The organism is Lelliottia sp. RD5 (assembly GCF_056032945.1).
The window spans coordinates 157,936-176,541 of sequence record NZ_JBVYHQ010000002.1; the positions used below are offsets into that span (position 1 = coordinate 157,936).

Here is an 18,606-nt window from a genome sequence, read left to right on the forward strand (position 1 = left end):
TAAAGACATGATTGAGTTTCCGGTTGTACTGGTCATTAACTGTGGATCGTCTTCTGTGAAGTTTTCGGTGCTTGATGCGGCAAGCTGTGAGGCGCTGATCACCGGCATCGCGGATGGTGTTAACACGGAAAACGCCTTTATATCCGTGAACGGGGGCGAGCCAGCATCGCTGGCTCGCAAGGACTACGAAGGGGCGCTGGCTGCCATCGCCCTGGAACTGGAAGCGCGCGATTTGATGGGCAGCGTGGCCTTAATTGGCCACCGTATCGCTCACGGTGGCAGCGTGTTCAGTGAGTCCACCCCGATCACTGACGAGGTCATCGACCAGATTCGTGAGATTTCCCCGCTGGCCCCGCTACACAACTACGCCAACCTCAGCGGCGTGGAAGCGGCAAAGCATCTTTTCCCGGGCGTCCAGCAGGTGGCGGTCTTTGATACCAGTTTCCACCAGACGCTAGCGCCGCAGGCATATTTATACGGCTTACCGTACCGCTATTTCGAAGAGCTGGGCGTGCGTCGTTACGGTTTCCACGGCACGTCACATCGTTACGTCGCCCAGCAGGCGTATTCCTTGCTGAATATTCCACAGCACGACAGCGGCCTGGTGATTGCTCACCTCGGCAATGGCGCATCCATTTGCGCCGTGCGTAACGGTGAAAGTGTTGATACCTCAATGGGTATGACGCCGCTGGAAGGGCTGCTAATGGGCACGCGTTGCGGCGATGTGGATTTTGGCGCGATGGCGTGGATTGCCCAACAGACCGGCCAGACCCTGGACGATCTGGAACGCGTGGTGAACAAAGAGTCTGGCCTGTTGGGGATCTCGGGCCTCTCTTCCGATCTGCGTACGCTGGAAAAAGCGTGGCATGACGGGCACGAGCGCGCGCGATTAGCGATTGAGACGTTTGTGCATCGCATCGCGCGGCATATTGCCGGGCACGCCGCGTCGCTGCACCGTCTGGACGGCGTGGTCTTTACCGGCGGCATTGGTGAGAACTCAACGCTGATTCGCCAGTTGGTGACGGATCGCCTGAAGGTTTTCGGCATCACATTGGATCTGCTGAAAAATGCCCTACCGGGCAGCACTGGCGAACGAATCATCACGACGGATGATTCATGTGTGCCGTGCGCCGTCATCCCCACTAACGAAGAAAAAATGATCGCGCTGGATGCCATTCGTCTTGGAAAGGTTCATTCAGCCGCTGTTTACGCCTGATACAGAGAGAAAATCATGAAGGTTAATATAGATATCAGCGCGACGCCGTACAGCGACGCGTGGGCCGGGTTTCGCACTAATGAATGGCAAAACACGATCGATGTGCGTGATTTTATTCAGCACAACTATACCCCATACGAAGGCGACGAATCCTTCCTTGCGCAGGCGACGCCTGCTACGACGGCGCTGTGGCACAAAGTGATGGACGGTATTCGACAGGAAAATGCCACGCATGCGCCGGTCGATTTCGATTTGAACGTCGCCACCACCATCACCGCTCATGCGCCTGGTTATATCGACAAGGATCTCGAAACTGTCGTGGGTTTGCAGACGGATAAACCGCTGAAGCGCGCGCTGCATCCGTACGGCGGGATCAACATGATCCGCAGCTCCTTCGAGGCCTACGGACGTGAAATGGATCCGCAGTTCGAATATCTGTTCACGCATCTGCGTAAAACACATAACCAGGGCGTATTTGACGTCTATTCGCCGGATATGATGCGCTGCCGTAAATCGGGTGTGCTCACCGGCTTGCCGGATGGCTACGGTCGCGGGCGTATTATTGGTGATTACCGCCGCGTGGCGCTGTATGGCATCAGCTATCTGGTACGCGAGCGCGAACTGCAGTTTGCCGATCTCCAGTCGAAAATGGAGCGTGGCGACGATCTTGAAGCCACGATCCGCCTGCGCGAAGAGTTGTCTGAGCACCGCCGCGCGCTGCTGCAAATTCAGAAGATGGCGGCGAACTACGGCTTTGATCTCTCGCGTCCAGCCATGAACGCACAGGAAGCGGTGCAGTGGCTGTACTTTGCCTATCTGGCCGCGGTGAAATCGCAAAACGGCGGGGCGATGTCGCTCGGTCGCACGGCGACATTTATCGATATTTATATTGAGCGCGATATGCAGGCAGGACGCCTGAATGAGATCCAGGCGCAGGAGCTGATCGACCATTTCATCATGAAGATCCGCATGGTGCGCTTCCTGCGTACCCCGGAATTCGACACGCTTTTCTCTGGCGATCCGATTTGGGCGACGGAAGTGATCGGTGGCATGGGGCGGGATGGCCGCACGCTGGTGAGTAAATCATCGTTCCGCTATCTTCATACACTGAACACGATGGGGCCTGCGCCGGAGCCGAATCTGACGATCCTGTGGTCAGAAGAGTTGCCGATTGCTTTTAAAAAATATGCCGCGCAAATGTCGATTGCCACCTCATCGTTGCAGTACGAAAACGACGATCTGATGCGAACCGACTTTGACAGCGATGATTACGCCATTGCCTGCTGCGTCAGCCCGATGGTGATTGGCAAGCAGATGCAGTTCTTCGGGGCGCGCGCCAACCTCGCCAAGATCCTGCTGTATGCGATCAACGGCGGGGTGGATGAAAAGCTAAAAATCCAGGTCGGGCCGAAAACCGCGCCGCTGCTGGACGATGTGCTGGATTATGACACGGTGATGGCGAGCCTGGATCACTTCATGGACTGGCTGGCGGTGCAATACATCAGCGCGCTGAATCTCATTCACTATATGCATGATAAATACAGCTACGAAGCCTCGCTGATGGCGCTGCATGACCGCGACGTGCATCGCACTATGGCCTGCGGGATCGCCGGGTTATCCGTTGCAGCCGATTCGCTGTCCGCTATCAAATACGCGACGGTCCAGCCGGTACGCGACCATACCGGTCTGGCGGTGGATTTCGTTATCACCGGGGAATATCCGCAGTACGGTAATAACGACGATCGCGTGGACAGCATCGCCTGTGACCTCGTTGAGCGCTTTATGAAGAAAATTCAGGCGCTGCCAACCTATCGCAACGCCGTGCCTACCCAGTCGATACTGACCATCACCTCTAACGTGGTGTACGGACAGAAGACCGGCAATACGCCGGACGGACGCCGCGGCGGCACACCGTTTGCGCCTGGGGCGAACCCGATGCACGGGCGTGACCGCAAAGGGGCGGTGGCGTCGCTAACGTCGGTGGCGAAACTGCCGTTCACCTACGCCAAAGACGGGATTTCGTATACGTTCTCTATCGTGCCGCAGGCGCTGGGCAAAGATGAGGGCGTGCGCAAAACCAACCTGGTCGGGCTGCTGGATGGGTATTTCCACCATGAGGCGTCCATTGAAGGCGGACAGCATCTGAACGTTAACGTGATGAACCGCGAAATGCTGATGGATGCGATTGAGCATCCGGAGAATTACCCGAACCTGACCATCCGCGTTTCAGGCTACGCGGTGCGCTTTAATGCGCTCACTCGCGAGCAGCAGCAGGACGTGATTTCGCGGACCTTCACCCAGGCGATTTAACGCCTGGCGAGCCGACAAGCCCCCTTCCTCTAAGGGGGCTTTTTTGTGCGCAAGAACACTCCAGGTCGTGAGAAATATGACCTCTCCGGATTTACATACAAAATTGTTTATATACTTCATCACAGATCGACATCCGTAATTGAAAAATACTTCCCGTGTTTTTTACTGACAGATAATTAAGGATTGTGAGATGAGAAAAATTTTCCGTATCGCGCTGATGGCGATAACTCTGGCGGGCTTTACTGGTGTGGCGCAGGCGGTAGAGGTGGCAACTGCGCCGGAGCCTGCTCAGGATCCCCTCGTTCAGCAACTGAAACTCAACAACGATCAGATTACGAAGATTAAAGCGCTGCACAAGCAACTAGAAGCCGACGTCTTTAACATCCCAACGGATAGCGTAAAAAATGGCTCCTTGATTAACGTGATCCAGTCAGGCAAATGGGATGAGAAAGCGGTCAGAGAGCAGCTGGCTGCGTTTAGCCATATTGAAGAGCAGGCGCGTTACTATCGTATTAAATATTACTTCGATGTGAGCCAGATCCTGACTCCGGAACAGCGCGCTGAGGTTCGCTCACAGTTCGCGCAGGCCATGAGCCGATAAGCTGTCAGCGCTGGCCGGGAAAGCTTACGCAAACCCGGCCCCTGACTTAAACCGGCAAATCAATCAGCAGCGCGCGCAGCGGCGTGTCGGCGACCAGCGTAATATTCGCTTCATCGCGAATAAACGCCCCATCACCGCAGGTGAGCGCTTCTTTCTCTTCCGTGTGCGTCAGCGCATGTACCGTGCCGTGAATCGATTGCAGATAGGCGCGTGGACCGTGAAGCTGGAAGCTCGCCTGTTCCCCTTTCTTCAGCTCGATATGATGCAGCCATACCTGCTGGCGAAGTTGCAGGCTATCGTGACTCCCATCCGGTGAGGCGATCACTTGCTGCTTTTCGCCGCTCAGATTGATCTTCTGCACGGCCGGATTTTCACGTTCTGGACAGGCATCGAGCCACAGCTGCATGCGGGTCAGCGTTTTATCTTTGCTGAGGTTATGCTCGCTGTAACTTATGCCCGGTTGGGTTGAAATCAATAACGCTTCACCCGCTTTCGCCTGGACGTGATGGCCCTCGCTATCGCGATATTCTGCTTCACCTTCGAGGATCAGATTCAGGATATCCACTTTCGGATACGTACGTGGCTGGAAAGACGCGCCCGGAGCGAGCACTTCCTGATTCAGCACGCGCAGTGAGGCGTAACCGAGCAATTTGGGATCAAAGTAGTGTCCAAAGGAAAAGGTGTAGCGGGCCTGCAGCCAACCAAAATCGGCTTGTCCGCACTGTTTTGCTGTTCTTGTCGTAATCATAAAACTGACCTCTCTTTACACTAAAACAATGGTAAAGGTATGGACGCTTCATTGTTAGCCAGATATTCTGCCCGGTATGTTCAAATTTCCTGAATGAGAACGAGATGGCAAAAGAAAGGGCATTGACGCTTGAGGCGCTTCGCGTGATGGACGCGATCGACAGGCGTGGCAGCTTTGCCGCTGCGGCAGACGAGCTGGGGCGCGTTCCGTCTGCGTTGAGCTACACCATGCAGAAGCTCGAAGAAGAGCTGGACGTGGTGCTATTTGACCGCTCCGGTCACCGAACAAAATTCACCAATGTGGGGCGTATGCTGCTGGAGCGCGGGCGTGTTCTGCTGGAAGCAGCCGACAAACTGACGACCGATGCTGAAGCGCTTGCGCGCGGCTGGGAAACGCATCTGACGCTGGTCACCGAAGCGCTGGTACCGACCGCCGCATTATTCCCGCTGGTGGAGCGCCTGGCGAATAAAGCTAATACCCAGCTTTCCGTGATTACCGAAGTGCTGGCGGGCGCGTGGGAGCGTCTGGAAACGGGCAGGGCGGACATTGTGATTGCGCCGGATATGCACTTCCGTTCGTCGTCAGAGATCAATTCAAAAAAACTTTATAGCGTGATGAACGTTTATGTCGCTGCACCGGATCATCCGATTCATCAGGAGCCGGAACCGTTATCCGAAGTGACCCGCGTGAAGTATCGCGGCGTGGCGGTCGCGGATACCGCGCGCGAACGCCCGGTGTTAACCGTCCAACTTTTGGATAAACAGCCGCGTCTGACCGTGACGTCGCTTGAGGATAAGCGTCAGGCGCTGTTAGCCGGTTTGGGTGTTGCGACGATGCCGTATCCGTTTGTCGAAAAAGATATTGCCGAAGGGCGCCTGCGCGTCGTTAGCCCGGAATACACCAACGAGGTCGATATCATTATGGCCTGGCGCCGCGACAGCATGGGCGAAGCAAAATCGTGGTGTTTACGCGAAATCCCTAAGCTGTTTGCGAATAAATGAGAGTATGCCCGGCAGGCGCAACGCCGCCGGGCAAGAATTATGCGAGACGTTTGGGATCGGGGCCAAAGCGGTTTTCACCCGGCGTACCGCTCTGACAGCAGAAGACCAGAATCACCAGCCAGCCGATAATCGGGATCAAAATCAGCAGTAACCACCATGCCGAACGGTCGGTGTCATGCAGTCGACGGAACAGTACCGCCCAGGATGGCAGAAAGACCAACAGCGCATAAATAGTGGTGAGAATGCCTTCGCCGCCCGCGCGCTCCCAGCCCAGGATCCTGTCGACAATCCCTATCACCATGGCGAGAACAAAGTTCACCAGCATGAACATCCAGTACTCTTTGCGACGGGCGCGACCGCCAAATCCCACGTAGTTTTTCAGTACTTTTAGATACCAGTCCATTTTTCCCTTCCCTCAATAGCAATTAATCACTTGTTTTTTAAGCGATCACATTAAGCGTAGACGGGAATAAAAGCGTGGTAAAGGGCACCGTTCGCGTGCCCTTTAGGTGACGGTGTCAATCAACCGAAACGTGTATCGCGGCCGTGTGGCTCATCCAGATCCTGCCACGGACCGATGGAAATAATGCCCGTCGGATTGATGGTTTTATGGCTGCGATAGTAGTGGGTGCGGATGTGACCAAAATCGACGGTTTCGGCGATACCCTCCATCTGATAAATATCGCGCAGAAAACCGTAGAGATTCAGGTAATCGCTGATGCGGTGCTTATCGCATTTAAAGTGGGTGACATACACCGGATCGAAGCGCACCAGCGTAGTCCACAGGCGGATATCGGCTTCTGTGAGCGTATTGCCCGTCAGATAGCGGTGCTGTCCCAGGATCTGTTCCAGTCGTTCGAGCGATTCAAAGACTTTTGCGACCGCTTCGTCGTAGGCTTCCTGGCTGGTGGCAAATCCGGCTTTATAGACGCCATTATTTACGTTGTCGTAAATCCAGCTGTTGAGCTCGTCGATTTTATCGCGCAGTTCCGGCGGATAGAAATCACCGGCTCGGGCACCGTGCGCATCAAACGCGGTATTGAACATGCGAATGATTTCTGCAGATTCATTGCTGACGATGGTTTGATTTTTTTTGTCCCACAGTACGGGAACGGTGACGCGTCCGGTGTAGTGCGGATCGGCGCGCAAATAGAGCTGATACAGAAAGTCGTGATGATACAGGTCATCGCCGGTAGCGGCGGGGAAATCGCTGTCAAAGGTCCAGCCGTTTTCCAGCATCAGCGGATTCACCACCGAAACAGGAATTAACGCGTCCAGCCCCTTTAACTTACGCACCATCAATGTTCGGTGCGCCCACGGGCAGGCAAGCGACACATAAAGATGATAGCGGTCTTTTTCCGCCGCAAAGCCGCCTTCGCCCGTTGGACCCGGTGCCCCATCGGCGGTTAGCCAGTTACGGAAAGCCGAAACAGAACGCTTAAAGCGTCCCCCGGTGGATTTGGTGTCATACCAAATGTCCTGCCAGACGCCGTCAACAAGTTGTCCCATTTTTTCCTCCTGTATAAAACACAAAAGCGAGGAGATATCTCCTCGCTTTTTTATTCAGTATAGCGTGCTTACCACTTTTTATTCAGAACACGGTCGATGCTGAATGCGCCAGGACCGGTGATAGCCAGCAGCAGGAAGCCGCCTGCGATGGTCAGGTTTTTCATGAACATCAGGGAGTTCATGCCTTCCGCAAAGTTGCTGTGGAAGATAAACGCGGTCAGCAGCGTGAAGCCCGCGGTGAACAGTGCAGTGGTGCGAGTCAGGAAGCCGAACAGAATCGCCAGACCGCCGCCAAACTCAAGCAAAATGGTCAGTGGCAACAGGAACCCTGGGACACCCATCGCTTCCATATATTGTTGCGTGCCTGCATAACCGGTGATTTTGCCCCAGCCTGCGGTGATGAACAGAATTGGCATCAAAATACGTGCGACCAGAACACCAACATCTTCTAATTTTTTCATTTTACTCTCCAGGGAACCACAATGGCTGCTGATTATTATTTGTGTGCAAATCCGGGTAGATACCGCGTGTTTGCTGTTGATGGAGAGGAGTGTAAACGTGACGAATGACAATTGTTAGCAAGGAAAACTGTCAATCTTCTTCAAAGATATTGAGTAAGGGAGTGGGCGATGATGCCCTTACCCGTTTTTCACCTACGGGGTGAGGGCGCAAAAACAAAAAACGGTAACATGCGTTACCGTTTTCTTTTACTAGCGCAACTGCTGTTGACGCAGTGTGGCCTTCACCAGACGCCAGGCGCTCCACGCACCAAAGCCCCGTCTGGCCCAGCGCACGAGCATACTGGGATGACGAACTGACCAGATCGCCATCACGCTGCTTCCGACCAATGCCCATGAGCGCATGCTAAGAAGCGTGCTCCAGCCACGATCGTAAGCACGCGTCACTTCCAGCCAGTCACGGCGACCAGCGGTCAGGTCCAGCCGTTGCTGCTGGATCTGACTCAACAGATACGCTTTGCGCTTCTGACGTTCAGTTTTGCTGCTCACGGCTTGTCATCCTCCAGCAGCGTGCGGTCGTTGGCCAATTCCTGACGGGTATGGCGCAGCAGCGTAGAGGTGCGCGCCTTATGCATCGTCCAGATCCCGCCTATCAGCGCAGCCACCAACAGCACGACTGTTGTCGCAATCATGGCGTTAAGCCGGTACTGCGGATCGATGGCCCAAATGATCAACACCATCAGGCTCATCAGACCAAACGCGGCGAACAGCATGGTGAGCCCTAGCATTAGCAGCATCTGGAAGAGATTCGCTTTCTCCTCTTCCAGTTCCACTACCGCCAGGCGAACTCGCGTTTCGGCAATGCCGACCAGCGTCGTTAGAATACGCTGGCCGATGCCGAGGACGTTTTTTGCAGGCCCCTGTGCGTGACGAGGATCTTCCATAATTAGCGACGCGTCAGCAGAACGCCCAGGACCACACCCACCGCGGCACCGATGCCTACGCCTGTCCACGGGTTATCGCGTACATATTCGTCCGCGCGAGCTGCCGCTTCGCGAGTCTGTTTCGCCAGTGCATCACCGGTTTCACCCAGGCGATAGCGGCTGTCTTTCAGCGCGCTTTCCGCTTTGCTGCGCAGTTTGCTCAGCTCTTCTTTCGATTTATCGGTCGAAGAGTTCAGCACCTCTTCCAGGGTATCGGCCAGGGATTTCAACTCAGCGCGCAGGTGTTCTGAAGTAGTATCTTTAGACATGATTTTCTCCTGTTGAGATTTCCGTTAACTCAATAATCGCGAGCTTCAAGAGCTTTCAGTTCTTCCTGAGCCTCTTTCAACTTTTCTTCGCGCTTTGCAATCTTATCCGCATCACCTTTCTCTTGCGCCTCTTTCAGGTCGTGACGGCGTTCAGCAATCTCTTCCTTTTGTTCAGCGATTTTCTTCTGGTGATCGGCACGCAGCTTGCTGTCCGAACAGTTGGCTTTTACTTCACTTAACGCTTTTTTCAGGCCATCAATGCGGTTCTGATTGTTATGCTTTTCGGCATAACTGATCTCACGCTGAATGTCCTGTTCTTTCTCCTGACAGAGAGAGTTTGCAAAGGAAGCTGTGCTCAAAGAAAAAAGGGCCAAAGCCAGAGTGATGCGGTATTTCATTATAGAAACCTTCCATTGTGTTACGGCGTTTTAAAGAAAATGCCGCGGTCCAGTATCATGCGGAGAACATCTGAGGGTGCTCCGCGTACTTAAGCATAGTAAGTAAACGGGGGAATCACCAAAGTGAGTGAAAAGATTCAGAATATAGGAAATTAACCAAATCGATGCGATGTGTCACGCAGTCGCGTTAACCACACTGCTGTCTGGCTTTGATCGTCCTGCAACGCAATGATGTAGCCGCGCGGCAGGGAGCGGTCGAGAACGACTTTCGCTGCGGCGCTTTGCGCGCTGGAATCAAACTTAATCAGCAAAACGTCATCCTGCGGCGTGATGCTTTTAAACTGAATGCCGTTCGCATCCAGATGATGCCAGATATAAAAACCGTCAGGGACGCTCGCCCCCTGGCTCACCGGGCGAATCGCCAGGGTGGATTCCTGATGCTGAACCGCGGCCCAGACCAGAATCATCGCGCTGAGGAGAACCAGCGCGATTAACCCATAAGACATGCGGCGCAGGGAGAGGGGCGAAATAACCATATTAGCTCCTGGCCCCGTATTTCTTTTTCAACAGCACGTACAGCGAGCCGAGCAGACCAAAGACCAGCAGCACAACCGGGAGCAACATCAGGCAGGACATCAACTGGTCTTCGTATTTCAGGAACACCGGCGTCTTGCCCAGCAGATATCCGAGGCTGGTTAAAATCAGGACCCACAGCAGGCCGCTCATCCAGTTAAAGAACTGGAAACGTGCGTTGTTCAGGCCAGACAGGCCAGCGATCGTCGGTAGAAGTGTACGAACAAAAGCGATGAACCGGGCAATCAACAGGGCCGAAAGACCATGCTTATGGAACAGGTGGTGCGCTCGCTGGTGGTAATGCGCCGGAAGATGAGAGAGCCAGTTCTGGACAATACGCGTATTGCCCAGCCATCGTCCCTGGATATAGCTCACCCAGCATCCGAGGCTGGCGGCGATAGTCAGCAGGAGCACGGTCTGGGGGAATTCCATGGCGCCTTTCGCGCACAAAACACCCACTAAAACCAGTAAGCTGTCGCCAGGGAGAAACGCAGCGGGAAGCAGTCCGTTCTCAAGGAACAGAATCATAAACAAGACGAAATAGAGCATGCCAATCATGGAGGGATTGGCCAGGGTTTCGAAATCCTGGGCCCATAAGGCATTCAGTAATTGGGTCAAAAGTTCCATTCAGTGTTCCTGGAGATCGGTTAACGTCTCGCCTGTTATCCGGGTCAAACAGCACAGCGACATCGTTTATAATTTCATTATGGTCGCTCGCGGACACATTGTGGTGGCCAGAACTGTTCCCTGTAAAATGGCTAGGTAAGCAAGCACTAACTAATAAATGCAATTTGCATCCAATTGTAACAAAGGCCAACGTACTGCGTCAGAAAATTTGCGCTCGGCTGGATAAATGATTTTGGCTTAACAAACGGAAGGGAAGCGAGGCTTTTTACACAGGCTGACACTATATTTGTTTTACTTACCCCTGCATGCCGGAAGGCGCATCGGTGCGCCCGCCAGCGAAGAGCGTTTCTATTTTGCCTGACTGGATGCCGTATCGAGGTGAACGACGGGATTATCAGCAAAAAGATAGCGGTCTGCATTGAATTCGAAGTCGTCACTGGTTTCGTTGAACAGCATCAGTTTGGTGTTTTCCAGATGCTGCCACATTGCCAGTTTTGCCGCGTGCGGATCTTTACGAATCAGCGCTTTAAGAATTTGGTCATGATCGTCACACCAGTTATCCACGGTACGTAAATCGATGTGATCGTGCAGTTTCTTCCAGTACGGGTTATGAACGCGCTGAGTCCACATTTTTTCAACAATTGCCGCAAGAGCCGTATTTTGCGTTGCCAGCGCCACCTGAACGTGGAATTGCAGGTCCCACTCTGAATCGCGGAAGCATTTTTCCTTACGCGCATTGTCCTGGATTTCCATCAATTTCATGATGTCCTGCTTGGTCACCTGCGTAGCGGCAAACTCCGCGATATTGCTTTCAATAAGCTGTCGCGCCTGGAGCAGCTCAAACGGACCGTAGCTGGCGAATTCCAGGCTTTCGTCTGGAACAGGGGAATGTTTAGGCAGGTTAGAGATCACATGAATACCGGAGCCTTTGCGCACTTCGACGTAACCTTCCACTTCGAGCATGATAATGGCTTCACGAACCACGGTGCGGCTGACGCTCTTTTCATCAGCAATAAAGCGTTCTGCCGGGAGTTTATCCCCCACCAAATAGACGCCTTGCTCGATGCGGCTTTTCAGCTCGGCAGCAAGTTGCTGATACAAACGACGGGGTTCAGTGATTTCCATATGCGCTCCAGGCAAGGTACGACGGATGATTTGTTATACCACTTTTGCGAGCCAGTCTCCAGATTTCCCCCTGTTTCGCCATAAAAAAAGCCGCCCGGAGGCGGCTTTAATCAATATTGTGAACGGGGCTAACTTTGTGCGGCGGGCCCACCCACCGAGCTGTTTTGTAGCTCCTCGGCTGACTGGTTTTTCAGTACCGTCCAGATAACGACAGCCCCCAGCAGATCGAAGATAGCCAGTACAGCGAACAGCGGACTGAAGCCGATGGTATCCGCCAGCGCACCGACGACCAGGGCAAACATGGTACTCGCGGTCCAGGCTGCCATTCCGGTCAGGCCGTTGGCGGTTGCCACTTCGTTACGTCCAAAGACGTCAGACGAGAGGGTAATCAGTGCGCCAGACAGGGACTGGTGAGCAAAACCACCAATACACAGCAGACCAATTGCCACGTATGGGCTGGTGAAGAGACCGATCATGCCCGGGCCAATCATCAGCAGGGCACCCATGGTGACCACCATTTTACGGGAAACGATCAGGTTAACACCAAACCAGCGCTGGAACAGCGGCGGCAGATAGCCCCCAACGATACAGCCCAGGTCAGCGAACAGCATTGGCATCCAGGCAAACATCGCGATCTCTTTCAGGTTAAAGCCGTAGACTTTAAACATGAACAGTGGGATCCAGGCGTTGAACGTTCCCCAGGCCGGTTCTGCCAGGAAACGTGGCAGGGCGATACCCCAGAACTGACGGGTGCCCAGGATCTGCCATGGCGTCATTTTCTTGCCATTGTTGGTCTGGTGTTGAGACTCCTGACCGCTAATGATGTATTCACGTTCTTCGTCAGACAGTTTCTTCTGATCGCGCGGGTGTTTGTAGAAAATCAGCCACGCCATCGCCCAGGCAAAGCTCAGTACGCCGGAGATAATGAACGCTAACTGCCAGCTGTGCATCACGATAGCCCACACCACGAGCGGAGGAGCAATCATCGCGCCGATAGAAGAACCGACGTTGAAGTAACCCACGGCGATGGAGCGCTCTTTTGCCGGGAACCATTCGGAACTGGCTTTCAGGCCCGCAGGGATCATTGCTGCTTCTGCCGCACCGACCGCACCACGTGCTAACGCCAGTCCGCCCCAGCTTCCTGCCAGTGCGGTTGCACCACAGAAAATCGCCCAGGTTACGGCGAAGAAGGCGTAGCCCACTTTGGTGCCGAGAACATCCAGAAGGTAGCCCGCAACAGGCTGCATGATGGTATAAGCCGCAGAGTAAGCCGCGATAATGTATGAGTATTGCTGCGTGGAGATATGCAGCTCTTCCATTAGCGTTGGCGCAGCCGCTGCTATGGTGTTACGCGTCAGGTAACCCAGCACGGTGCCGAGCGTCACCAGTGCAATCATGTACCAACGTAACCCTTTAATTTTACGCATGTAAAACCTCATCGTTATAGTATTGCCGCGCCTGAGCACGGTAACATCTCGACCGTTTCCGGGAGCTGTCTTGTAACGGGAGGGCGTAACGGGAAGTGACTCCCGGAACGGCCCGAACCTTGCCATAAGTAATCGTGCATAAGTCGGTATCCGTACCGCTAATTCCGATGTTTAAACACCGGTAATGCATTCCGTCGGCTTATATGTTGCGACGGCGAAAAGATAACTTGTCATACAACTTTAAAAGGTGAGTGACATCACAAAAGCGTGAATCTTAGTGTGGTCATTATTTTCACGATATGAAGCCAGTGCTGGCGCGGTTTGCGTTGAGGTTTGCTCCTTTGGGGGTAATTTTTTTGTCGACGTTTATTGATCTAACTCACGAAAAAAACTTCTGCCGCTGGAAATTGGTGTGATAACTTTGCAGCATCTGAACATAAGTTTCTGACGCTCTCGTTATAGAGGAAGATGATAATGACGCCGTTTATGACCGAAGATTTCCTATTAGATACCGAATTTGCTCGCCGTCTGTACCATGACTACGCAAAAGACCAGCCGATTTTCGACTACCACTGCCATTTGCCGCCGCAGCAGGTTGCCGAAAATTATCGCTTCAAAAACCTGTATGACATCTGGCTGAAGGGTGACCACTACAAATGGCGTGCGATGCGCACCAACGGTGTGGCGGAGCGCCTGTGTACAGGTGATGCGACTGACCGCGAGAAGTTTGATGCGTGGGCAGCCACCGTTCCACACACCATAGGTAACCCGCTGTATCACTGGACACATCTGGAGCTGCGTCGTCCATTTGGTATCACCGGCAAACTGCTTTCGCCAACCACTGCTGACGAAATCTGGAACCAGTGTGGCGATTTGCTGGCGCAGGATAATTTCTCTGCACGCGGCATCATGAAGCAGATGAACGTGAAGATGGTCGGCACCACTGACGATCCGATTGATTCTCTTGAACACCACGCGGTCGTCGCGAAAGACACCTCTTTCGATATCAAAGTGCTGCCGAGCTGGCGCCCGGATAAAGCCTTCAATATTGAGCAGGCGACGTTCAGCGACTACATGGCGAAGCTGGCCGAAGTGTCTGATACCGATATCCGTCGTTTCACCGATCTGCAATCCGCGCTGACCAAACGTCTGGACCACTTTGCCGCCCACGGCTGTAAAGTCTCTGACCACGCGCTGGACGTGGTGCTGTTTGCTGAATCAAACGAAGCAGAACTGGATAGCATCCTGGCGCGTCGCCTGTCCGGTGAAAGCCTAAGCGAACACGAAGTGGCGCAGTTTAAAACTGCGGTGCTGGTCTTCCTGGGCGCAGAATACGCGCGTCGCGGCTGGGTTCAGCAGTATCACATCGGTGCGCTGCGCAACAATAACCAGCGTCAGTTCAAACTGCTGGGCGCAGACGTTGGCTTTGACTCCATCAACGATCGCCCGCTGGCAGAAGAGCTGTCAAAACTGCTGAGCAAACAGAACGAACAAAATCTGCTGCCAAAAACCATCCTGTACTGTCTGAACCCACGCGACAACGAAGTGCTGGGCACCATGATCGGCAACTTCCAGGGCGAAGGCATGCCAGGCAAGATGCAGTTCGGTTCCGGCTGGTGGTTCAACGATCAGAAAGACGGCATGGAACGTCAGATGACGCAGCTGGCGCAGTTAGGTCTGTTAAGCCGCTTCGTCGGCATGCTGACCGACAGCCGCAGCTTCTTGTCTTATACCCGCCATGAATATTTCCGTCGCATTCTGTGCCAGATGATTGGTCGCTGGGTGGCTTCAGGTGAAGCGCCCGCTGACATTCAACTGCTGGGTGAAATGGTGAAAAACATCTGCTTTAACAATGCGCGCGACTACTTCGCCATTGAACTGAACTAAGGCCGTTTGAGGTTGATATGCAATACATCAAGATCCATTCGCTGGATAACGTTGGCGTAGCACTGGCAGATTTGGCCGAAGGGACGGAAGTCACTTTCGACACGCTTTCGGTCACGTTACGCCAGGCCATTGGGCGTGGACACAAATTTGCCCTGATCCCCATTGCTAAAGGGGAAAACGTGGTGAAATACGGTTTGCCCATCGGCCATGCGCTGGCGGACATTGCGCCGGGTGAATACATTCACTCTCACAATACCCGCACCAATCTCAGCGATCTGGACGAGTACAGCTATCAACCTGATTTTCAGGCCGAAGTTGGGCAGGCGGCAGATCGCGACGTTGAGATCTATCGCCGCGCCAGCGGGGAAGTGGGGATCCGCAATGAACTGTGGATCCTGCCTACCGTCGGCTGTGTGAACGGGATCGCGCGTCAAATCCAGACGCGTTTTCTGAAAGAAACCCACGATGCCGAAGGCACCGACGGGGTATTCCTGTTTAGCCATACCTACGGCTGCTCACAGCTCGGCGACGACCACATCAACACCCGCACCATGCTGCAAAACATGGTGCGCCACCCCAATGCGGGTGCGGTGCTGGTGATTGGCCTTGGCTGCGAGAACAACCAGGTCGATGCCTTCCGCGAAACGCTGGGAGATTTCGATCCTGACCGCGTGCACTTTATGGTGTGTCAGCATCAGGATGACGAAGTGGAAGCGGGGCTTGAGCAACTGCATCAGCTGTATGACGTGATGCGTCACGACAAACGTGAGCCGGGCAAACTGAGCGAGCTGAAGTTTGGTCTGGAGTGCGGCGGTTCCGACGGCCTGTCAGGCATTACCGCTAACCCGATGCTGGGGCAATTCTCGGACTACATGATCAGCAACGGCGGCACGACCGTACTGACCGAAGTCCCAGAAATGTTTGGCGCTGAACGCATTCTGATGAGCCATTGCCGCGACGAAGAGACGTTCGAAAAAACCGTCACCATGGTGAACGACTTCAAACAATATTTCATCGCGCACAATCAGCCGATTTACGAAAACCCATCGCCGGGTAACAAAGCGGGCGGGATCACCACGCTCGAAGAGAAATCCCTTGGCTGCACGCAGAAAGCGGGCGCAAGTCAGGTGGTGGATGTGTTGCGTTATGGCGAACGTTTGAAAACACACGGTCTGAATCTGCTCAGCGCGCCGGGCAATGACGCCGTTGCCACCAGTGCTCTGGCTGGCGCAGGCTGTCATATGGTGCTGTTCAGTACCGGTCGCGGTACGCCTTACGGCGGTTTTGTTCCGACGGTGAAAATTGCCACCAACAGCGAACTGGCTGCCAAGAAAAAGCACTGGATCGACTTCGATGCCGGTCAGCTGATTCACGGCAAAGCGATGCCGCAACTGCTGAATGAGTTCATCGATACCATCGTTGATTTTGCCAACGGCAAGCAGACCTGTAACGAGAAGAATGATTTCCGCGAACTGGCGATCTTTAAGAGTGGTGTGACGCTGTAAGTCGCGAGCGGGCGGATGCCCTCAGCCCGGTCCTCTTCCACGGGGAAAGGTGCAAATACTAAAAACGGCAACCTTCGGTTGCCGTTTTGCTTTTACCTTTGCCATCGGGCATTTCTTTTTAACTGCGCAGAGCGTTCTTCGCTAAACGTGCGTCTTCCGCCTGGCATGCGGCGGCGGTGAACAGCACGTCGGTTGAGGAGTTCAACGCGGTTTCGCAAGAGTCCTGCAATACGCCGATAATAAAGCCGACGGCGACCACCTGCATGGCGATCTCATTCGGAATGCCGAACATATTACATGCCAGCGGAATCAGCAGCAGCGAGCCTCCCGCCACACCCGATGCGCCACAGGCGCACAGCGATGCCACCACGCTCAGCAACAGGGCTGTTGGCAGGTCAACCGGGATACCCAGCGTATGAACCGCTGCCAGCGTCAGCACCGTAATGGTGATGGCCGCGCCAGCCATGTTGACGGTTGCGCCCAACGGAATGGAGACCGAATAGGTGTCACGATCCAGATTCAGCTTCTCGGCCAGCGCCATATTCACCGGAATATTCGCCGCAGAGCTGCGGGTAAAGAATGCATACACGCCACTTTCACGCAGACAGGTGAGAACCAGCGGATAAGGGTTGCGACGGATCTGCCAGAAGACCAGCAGCGGGTTAATCACCAGCGCCACCAGCAGCATACAACCAATCAGCACGATCAGCAGTTGGGCGTAGCCCCAAAGCGTCTCGAAACCCGTGGTTGCCAGCGTGGAGGAGACCAGGCCGAAGATACCGATTGGCGCAAAGCGAATGACGATTTTTACCATAAAGGTCACGGCGTTTGAGACATCGTTGACCAGGTTTTTCGTTGTTTCGTTACCGTGACGCAGCGCAAAGCCCAGGCCAACCGCCCAAACCAGAATGCCAATATAGTTAGCGTTAAGCAGGGCATTAACAGGGTTAGAAACCATGCTCATCAGCAGGCCGCGTAACACTTCCACAATACCGGATGGCGGTGTGATATCGCCCGCCGCGCTGGACAGATGCAAGGTGGACGGGAACAGGAAACTGAACACCACCGCGGTCAGCGCGGCAGAAAATGTCCCCAGCAGATAAAGGAACAGAATAGGGCGGATATTGGTTTTTTGTCCGTGCTGATGGTTGGCAATAGAGGCCATTACCAGCATCAAAACGAGTATTGGTGCTACCGCTTTCAACGCGCCGACAAACAGCGTGCCGAGCAAACCGGCCGCTTCAGCCGCCGGTTTTGAGATCAGCGCCAGCAGAATACCCAATACCAGGCCTACCAGTATTTGTTTAACCAGGCTGCCCTGCGCAATACGCGCGAGCAGACCAGACGATTGCATGGTCATAGTCAATCCTTAAGTGAAATTGTGTTCCATCCTGGATGCGTTCTGGGCCGCATTTATGTCCGGATGTAAGTAAATGTTTGCCTGGTTGAGTATAGGGAAAAGGCGCGCAGGGGGAAGTGTAAAATGCTGGAATTTACGTGTCGCGTCATATTTTTTAACTGTTATTTAACATTGTTGCGGCTTGTGCGAGGTAAAAGCAAAACGGTAACGTCAGTTACCGTTTTTAGTGTTTACACCCTCTCCCGTGGGAGAGGGCTGGGGTGAGGGCATCAGGCCGCACTTTGTAAAAGCAAAACGGTCACATCAGTGACCGTTTTTAGTGTTTATTCCCTCTCCTGTGGGAGAGGGCTGGGGTGAGGGCATCAGGCCGCACTTTATAAAAGCAAAACGGTCACATCAGTGACCGTTTTTAGTGTTTACTCCCTCTCCCGTGGGAGAGGGTTGGGGTGAGGGCATCAGGCCGCACTTTATAAAAGCAAAACGGTAACGTCAGTTACCGTTTTTAGTGTTTACTCCCTCTCCCGTGGGAGAGGGCCGGGGTGAGGGCATCAGGCCGCACTTTATAAAAGCAAAACGGTCACATCAGTGACCGTTTTTAGTATTTACTCC

19 protein-coding genes are annotated in these 18,606 nt (G+C 53.9%); 6 read left to right on the forward strand and 13 right to left on the reverse strand.

Features of this window, described 5'->3' with window-relative positions:
• Positions 1 to 7 precede the first annotated feature (7 nt).
• The 3 genes from tdcD to AC0LWE_RS08515 all read left to right on the forward strand — a co-directional run bounded on the left by tdcD (position 8) and on the right by AC0LWE_RS08515 (position 4,127).
• On the forward strand, positions 8 to 1,216 hold the full coding sequence (gene tdcD, locus AC0LWE_RS08505; protein ID WP_219347351.1) for a propionate kinase: 1,209 nt from the start codon (positions 8 to 10) through the stop codon (positions 1,214 to 1,216).
• 15 nt (positions 1,217 to 1,231) lie between these two features.
• Positions 1,232 to 3,526 carry a formate C-acetyltransferase gene (gene pflB, locus AC0LWE_RS08510; RefSeq protein WP_219347352.1) on the forward strand — a complete coding sequence of 765 codons (2,295 nt, stop codon included), beginning with the start codon at positions 1,232 to 1,234 and terminating at the stop codon, positions 3,524 to 3,526.
• 190 nt (positions 3,527 to 3,716) lie between these two features.
• Positions 3,717 to 4,127 carry a Spy/CpxP family protein refolding chaperone gene (locus AC0LWE_RS08515; protein WP_202668379.1) on the forward strand — a complete coding sequence of 137 codons (411 nt, stop codon included), beginning with the start codon at positions 3,717 to 3,719 and terminating at the stop codon, positions 4,125 to 4,127.
• 46 nt (positions 4,128 to 4,173) lie between these two features.
• Here the strand turns inward: AC0LWE_RS08515 and AC0LWE_RS08520 are convergent, their stop codons facing one another.
• On the reverse strand, positions 4,174 to 4,875 hold the full coding sequence (locus AC0LWE_RS08520; protein ID WP_202668380.1) for a pirin family protein: 702 nt from the start codon (positions 4,873 to 4,875) through the stop codon (positions 4,174 to 4,176).
• 104 nt (positions 4,876 to 4,979) lie between these two features.
• On the opposite strand from AC0LWE_RS08520, the gene AC0LWE_RS08525 reads away from it, so the two are divergent.
• On the forward strand, positions 4,980 to 5,876 hold the full coding sequence (locus AC0LWE_RS08525; RefSeq protein ID WP_015960542.1) for a LysR family transcriptional regulator: 897 nt from the start codon (positions 4,980 to 4,982) through the stop codon (positions 5,874 to 5,876).
• A 37-nt stretch (positions 5,877 to 5,913) separates the two neighbouring features.
• Here the strand turns inward: AC0LWE_RS08525 and AC0LWE_RS08530 are convergent, their stop codons facing one another.
• The 11 genes from AC0LWE_RS08530 to AC0LWE_RS08580 form a co-directional block, all read right to left on the reverse strand.
• Positions 5,914 to 6,279, reverse strand: coding sequence for a DUF805 domain-containing protein (locus tag AC0LWE_RS08530; protein WP_202666223.1), 366 nt, complete (start codon positions 6,277 to 6,279; stop codon positions 5,914 to 5,916).
• Positions 6,280 to 6,398: 119 nt separating this feature from the next.
• Positions 6,399 to 7,385, reverse strand: a complete 987-nt coding sequence (locus AC0LWE_RS08535; protein WP_059177396.1) for a glutathione S-transferase family protein — start codon at positions 7,383 to 7,385, stop codon at positions 6,399 to 6,401.
• A 68-nt stretch (positions 7,386 to 7,453) separates the two neighbouring features.
• Positions 7,454 to 7,846: a DoxX family protein gene (locus tag AC0LWE_RS08540; protein ID WP_059177397.1), complete on the reverse strand. Its 393-nt coding sequence runs from the start codon at positions 7,844 to 7,846 to the stop codon at positions 7,454 to 7,456.
• Between the two features lie 249 nt (positions 7,847 to 8,095).
• Positions 8,096 to 8,392: a YqjK-like family protein gene (locus AC0LWE_RS08545; RefSeq protein ID WP_131486375.1), complete on the reverse strand. Its 297-nt coding sequence runs from the start codon at positions 8,390 to 8,392 to the stop codon at positions 8,096 to 8,098.
• A complete protein-coding gene (locus AC0LWE_RS08550; protein WP_015960537.1) occupies positions 8,389 to 8,787 on the reverse strand; it encodes a phage holin family protein in 399 nt (132 codons plus the stop codon). The genes AC0LWE_RS08545 and AC0LWE_RS08550 overlap by 4 nt, the downstream gene beginning before the upstream one ends.
• Before the next feature lie 2 nt (positions 8,788 to 8,789).
• Entirely contained in the window at positions 8,790 to 9,095 is a 306-nt protein-coding gene (locus AC0LWE_RS08555) for an ElaB/YgaM/YqjD family protein (protein WP_015960536.1), read from the reverse strand.
• 29 nt (positions 9,096 to 9,124) lie between these two features.
• Positions 9,125 to 9,493 (reverse strand): DUF1090 domain-containing protein, encoded by a 369-nt coding sequence (locus AC0LWE_RS08560; protein WP_059177399.1) that lies wholly within the window; start codon positions 9,491 to 9,493, stop codon positions 9,125 to 9,127.
• 152 nt (positions 9,494 to 9,645) lie between these two features.
• Positions 9,646 to 10,029, reverse strand: coding sequence for an EnvZ/OmpR regulon moderator MzrA (mzrA, locus tag AC0LWE_RS08565; RefSeq protein ID WP_131486374.1), 384 nt, complete (start codon positions 10,027 to 10,029; stop codon positions 9,646 to 9,648).
• Between the two features lies 1 nt (position 10,030).
• The gene (yqjA, locus tag AC0LWE_RS08570) at positions 10,031 to 10,693 is read right to left on the reverse strand and encodes a DedA family general envelope maintenance protein YqjA (RefSeq protein WP_059177401.1); all 663 of its coding nucleotides are present in this window, start codon (positions 10,691 to 10,693) and stop codon (positions 10,031 to 10,033) included.
• Between the two features lie 348 nt (positions 10,694 to 11,041).
• Positions 11,042 to 11,818, reverse strand: a complete 777-nt coding sequence (gene exuR / locus AC0LWE_RS08575) for a transcriptional regulator ExuR (RefSeq protein ID WP_015960532.1) — start codon at positions 11,816 to 11,818, stop codon at positions 11,042 to 11,044.
• A 128-nt stretch (positions 11,819 to 11,946) separates the two neighbouring features.
• Positions 11,947 to 13,245, reverse strand: coding sequence for an MFS transporter (locus tag AC0LWE_RS08580; protein ID WP_202694010.1), 1,299 nt, complete (start codon positions 13,243 to 13,245; stop codon positions 11,947 to 11,949).
• Between the two features lie 474 nt (positions 13,246 to 13,719).
• Here AC0LWE_RS08580 and uxaC point away from each other — a divergent pair, with 474 nt between their 5' ends.
• Both uxaC and AC0LWE_RS08590 read left to right on the forward strand, forming a co-directional pair.
• Positions 13,720 to 15,132, forward strand: a complete 1,413-nt coding sequence (gene uxaC, locus AC0LWE_RS08585) for a glucuronate isomerase (protein ID WP_202694009.1) — start codon at positions 13,720 to 13,722, stop codon at positions 15,130 to 15,132.
• A 17-nt stretch (positions 15,133 to 15,149) separates the two neighbouring features.
• On the forward strand, positions 15,150 to 16,637 hold the full coding sequence (locus AC0LWE_RS08590) for a UxaA family hydrolase (RefSeq protein ID WP_202694008.1): 1,488 nt from the start codon (positions 15,150 to 15,152) through the stop codon (positions 16,635 to 16,637).
• A gap of 118 nt (positions 16,638 to 16,755) precedes the next feature.
• Here AC0LWE_RS08590 and sstT read toward each other — a convergent pair whose 3' ends face one another.
• Positions 16,756 to 17,997 carry a serine/threonine transporter SstT gene (gene sstT, locus AC0LWE_RS08595; protein WP_174342855.1) on the reverse strand — a complete coding sequence of 414 codons (1,242 nt, stop codon included), beginning with the start codon at positions 17,995 to 17,997 and terminating at the stop codon, positions 16,756 to 16,758.
• Between the last annotated feature and the right edge of the window lie 609 nt (positions 17,998 to 18,606).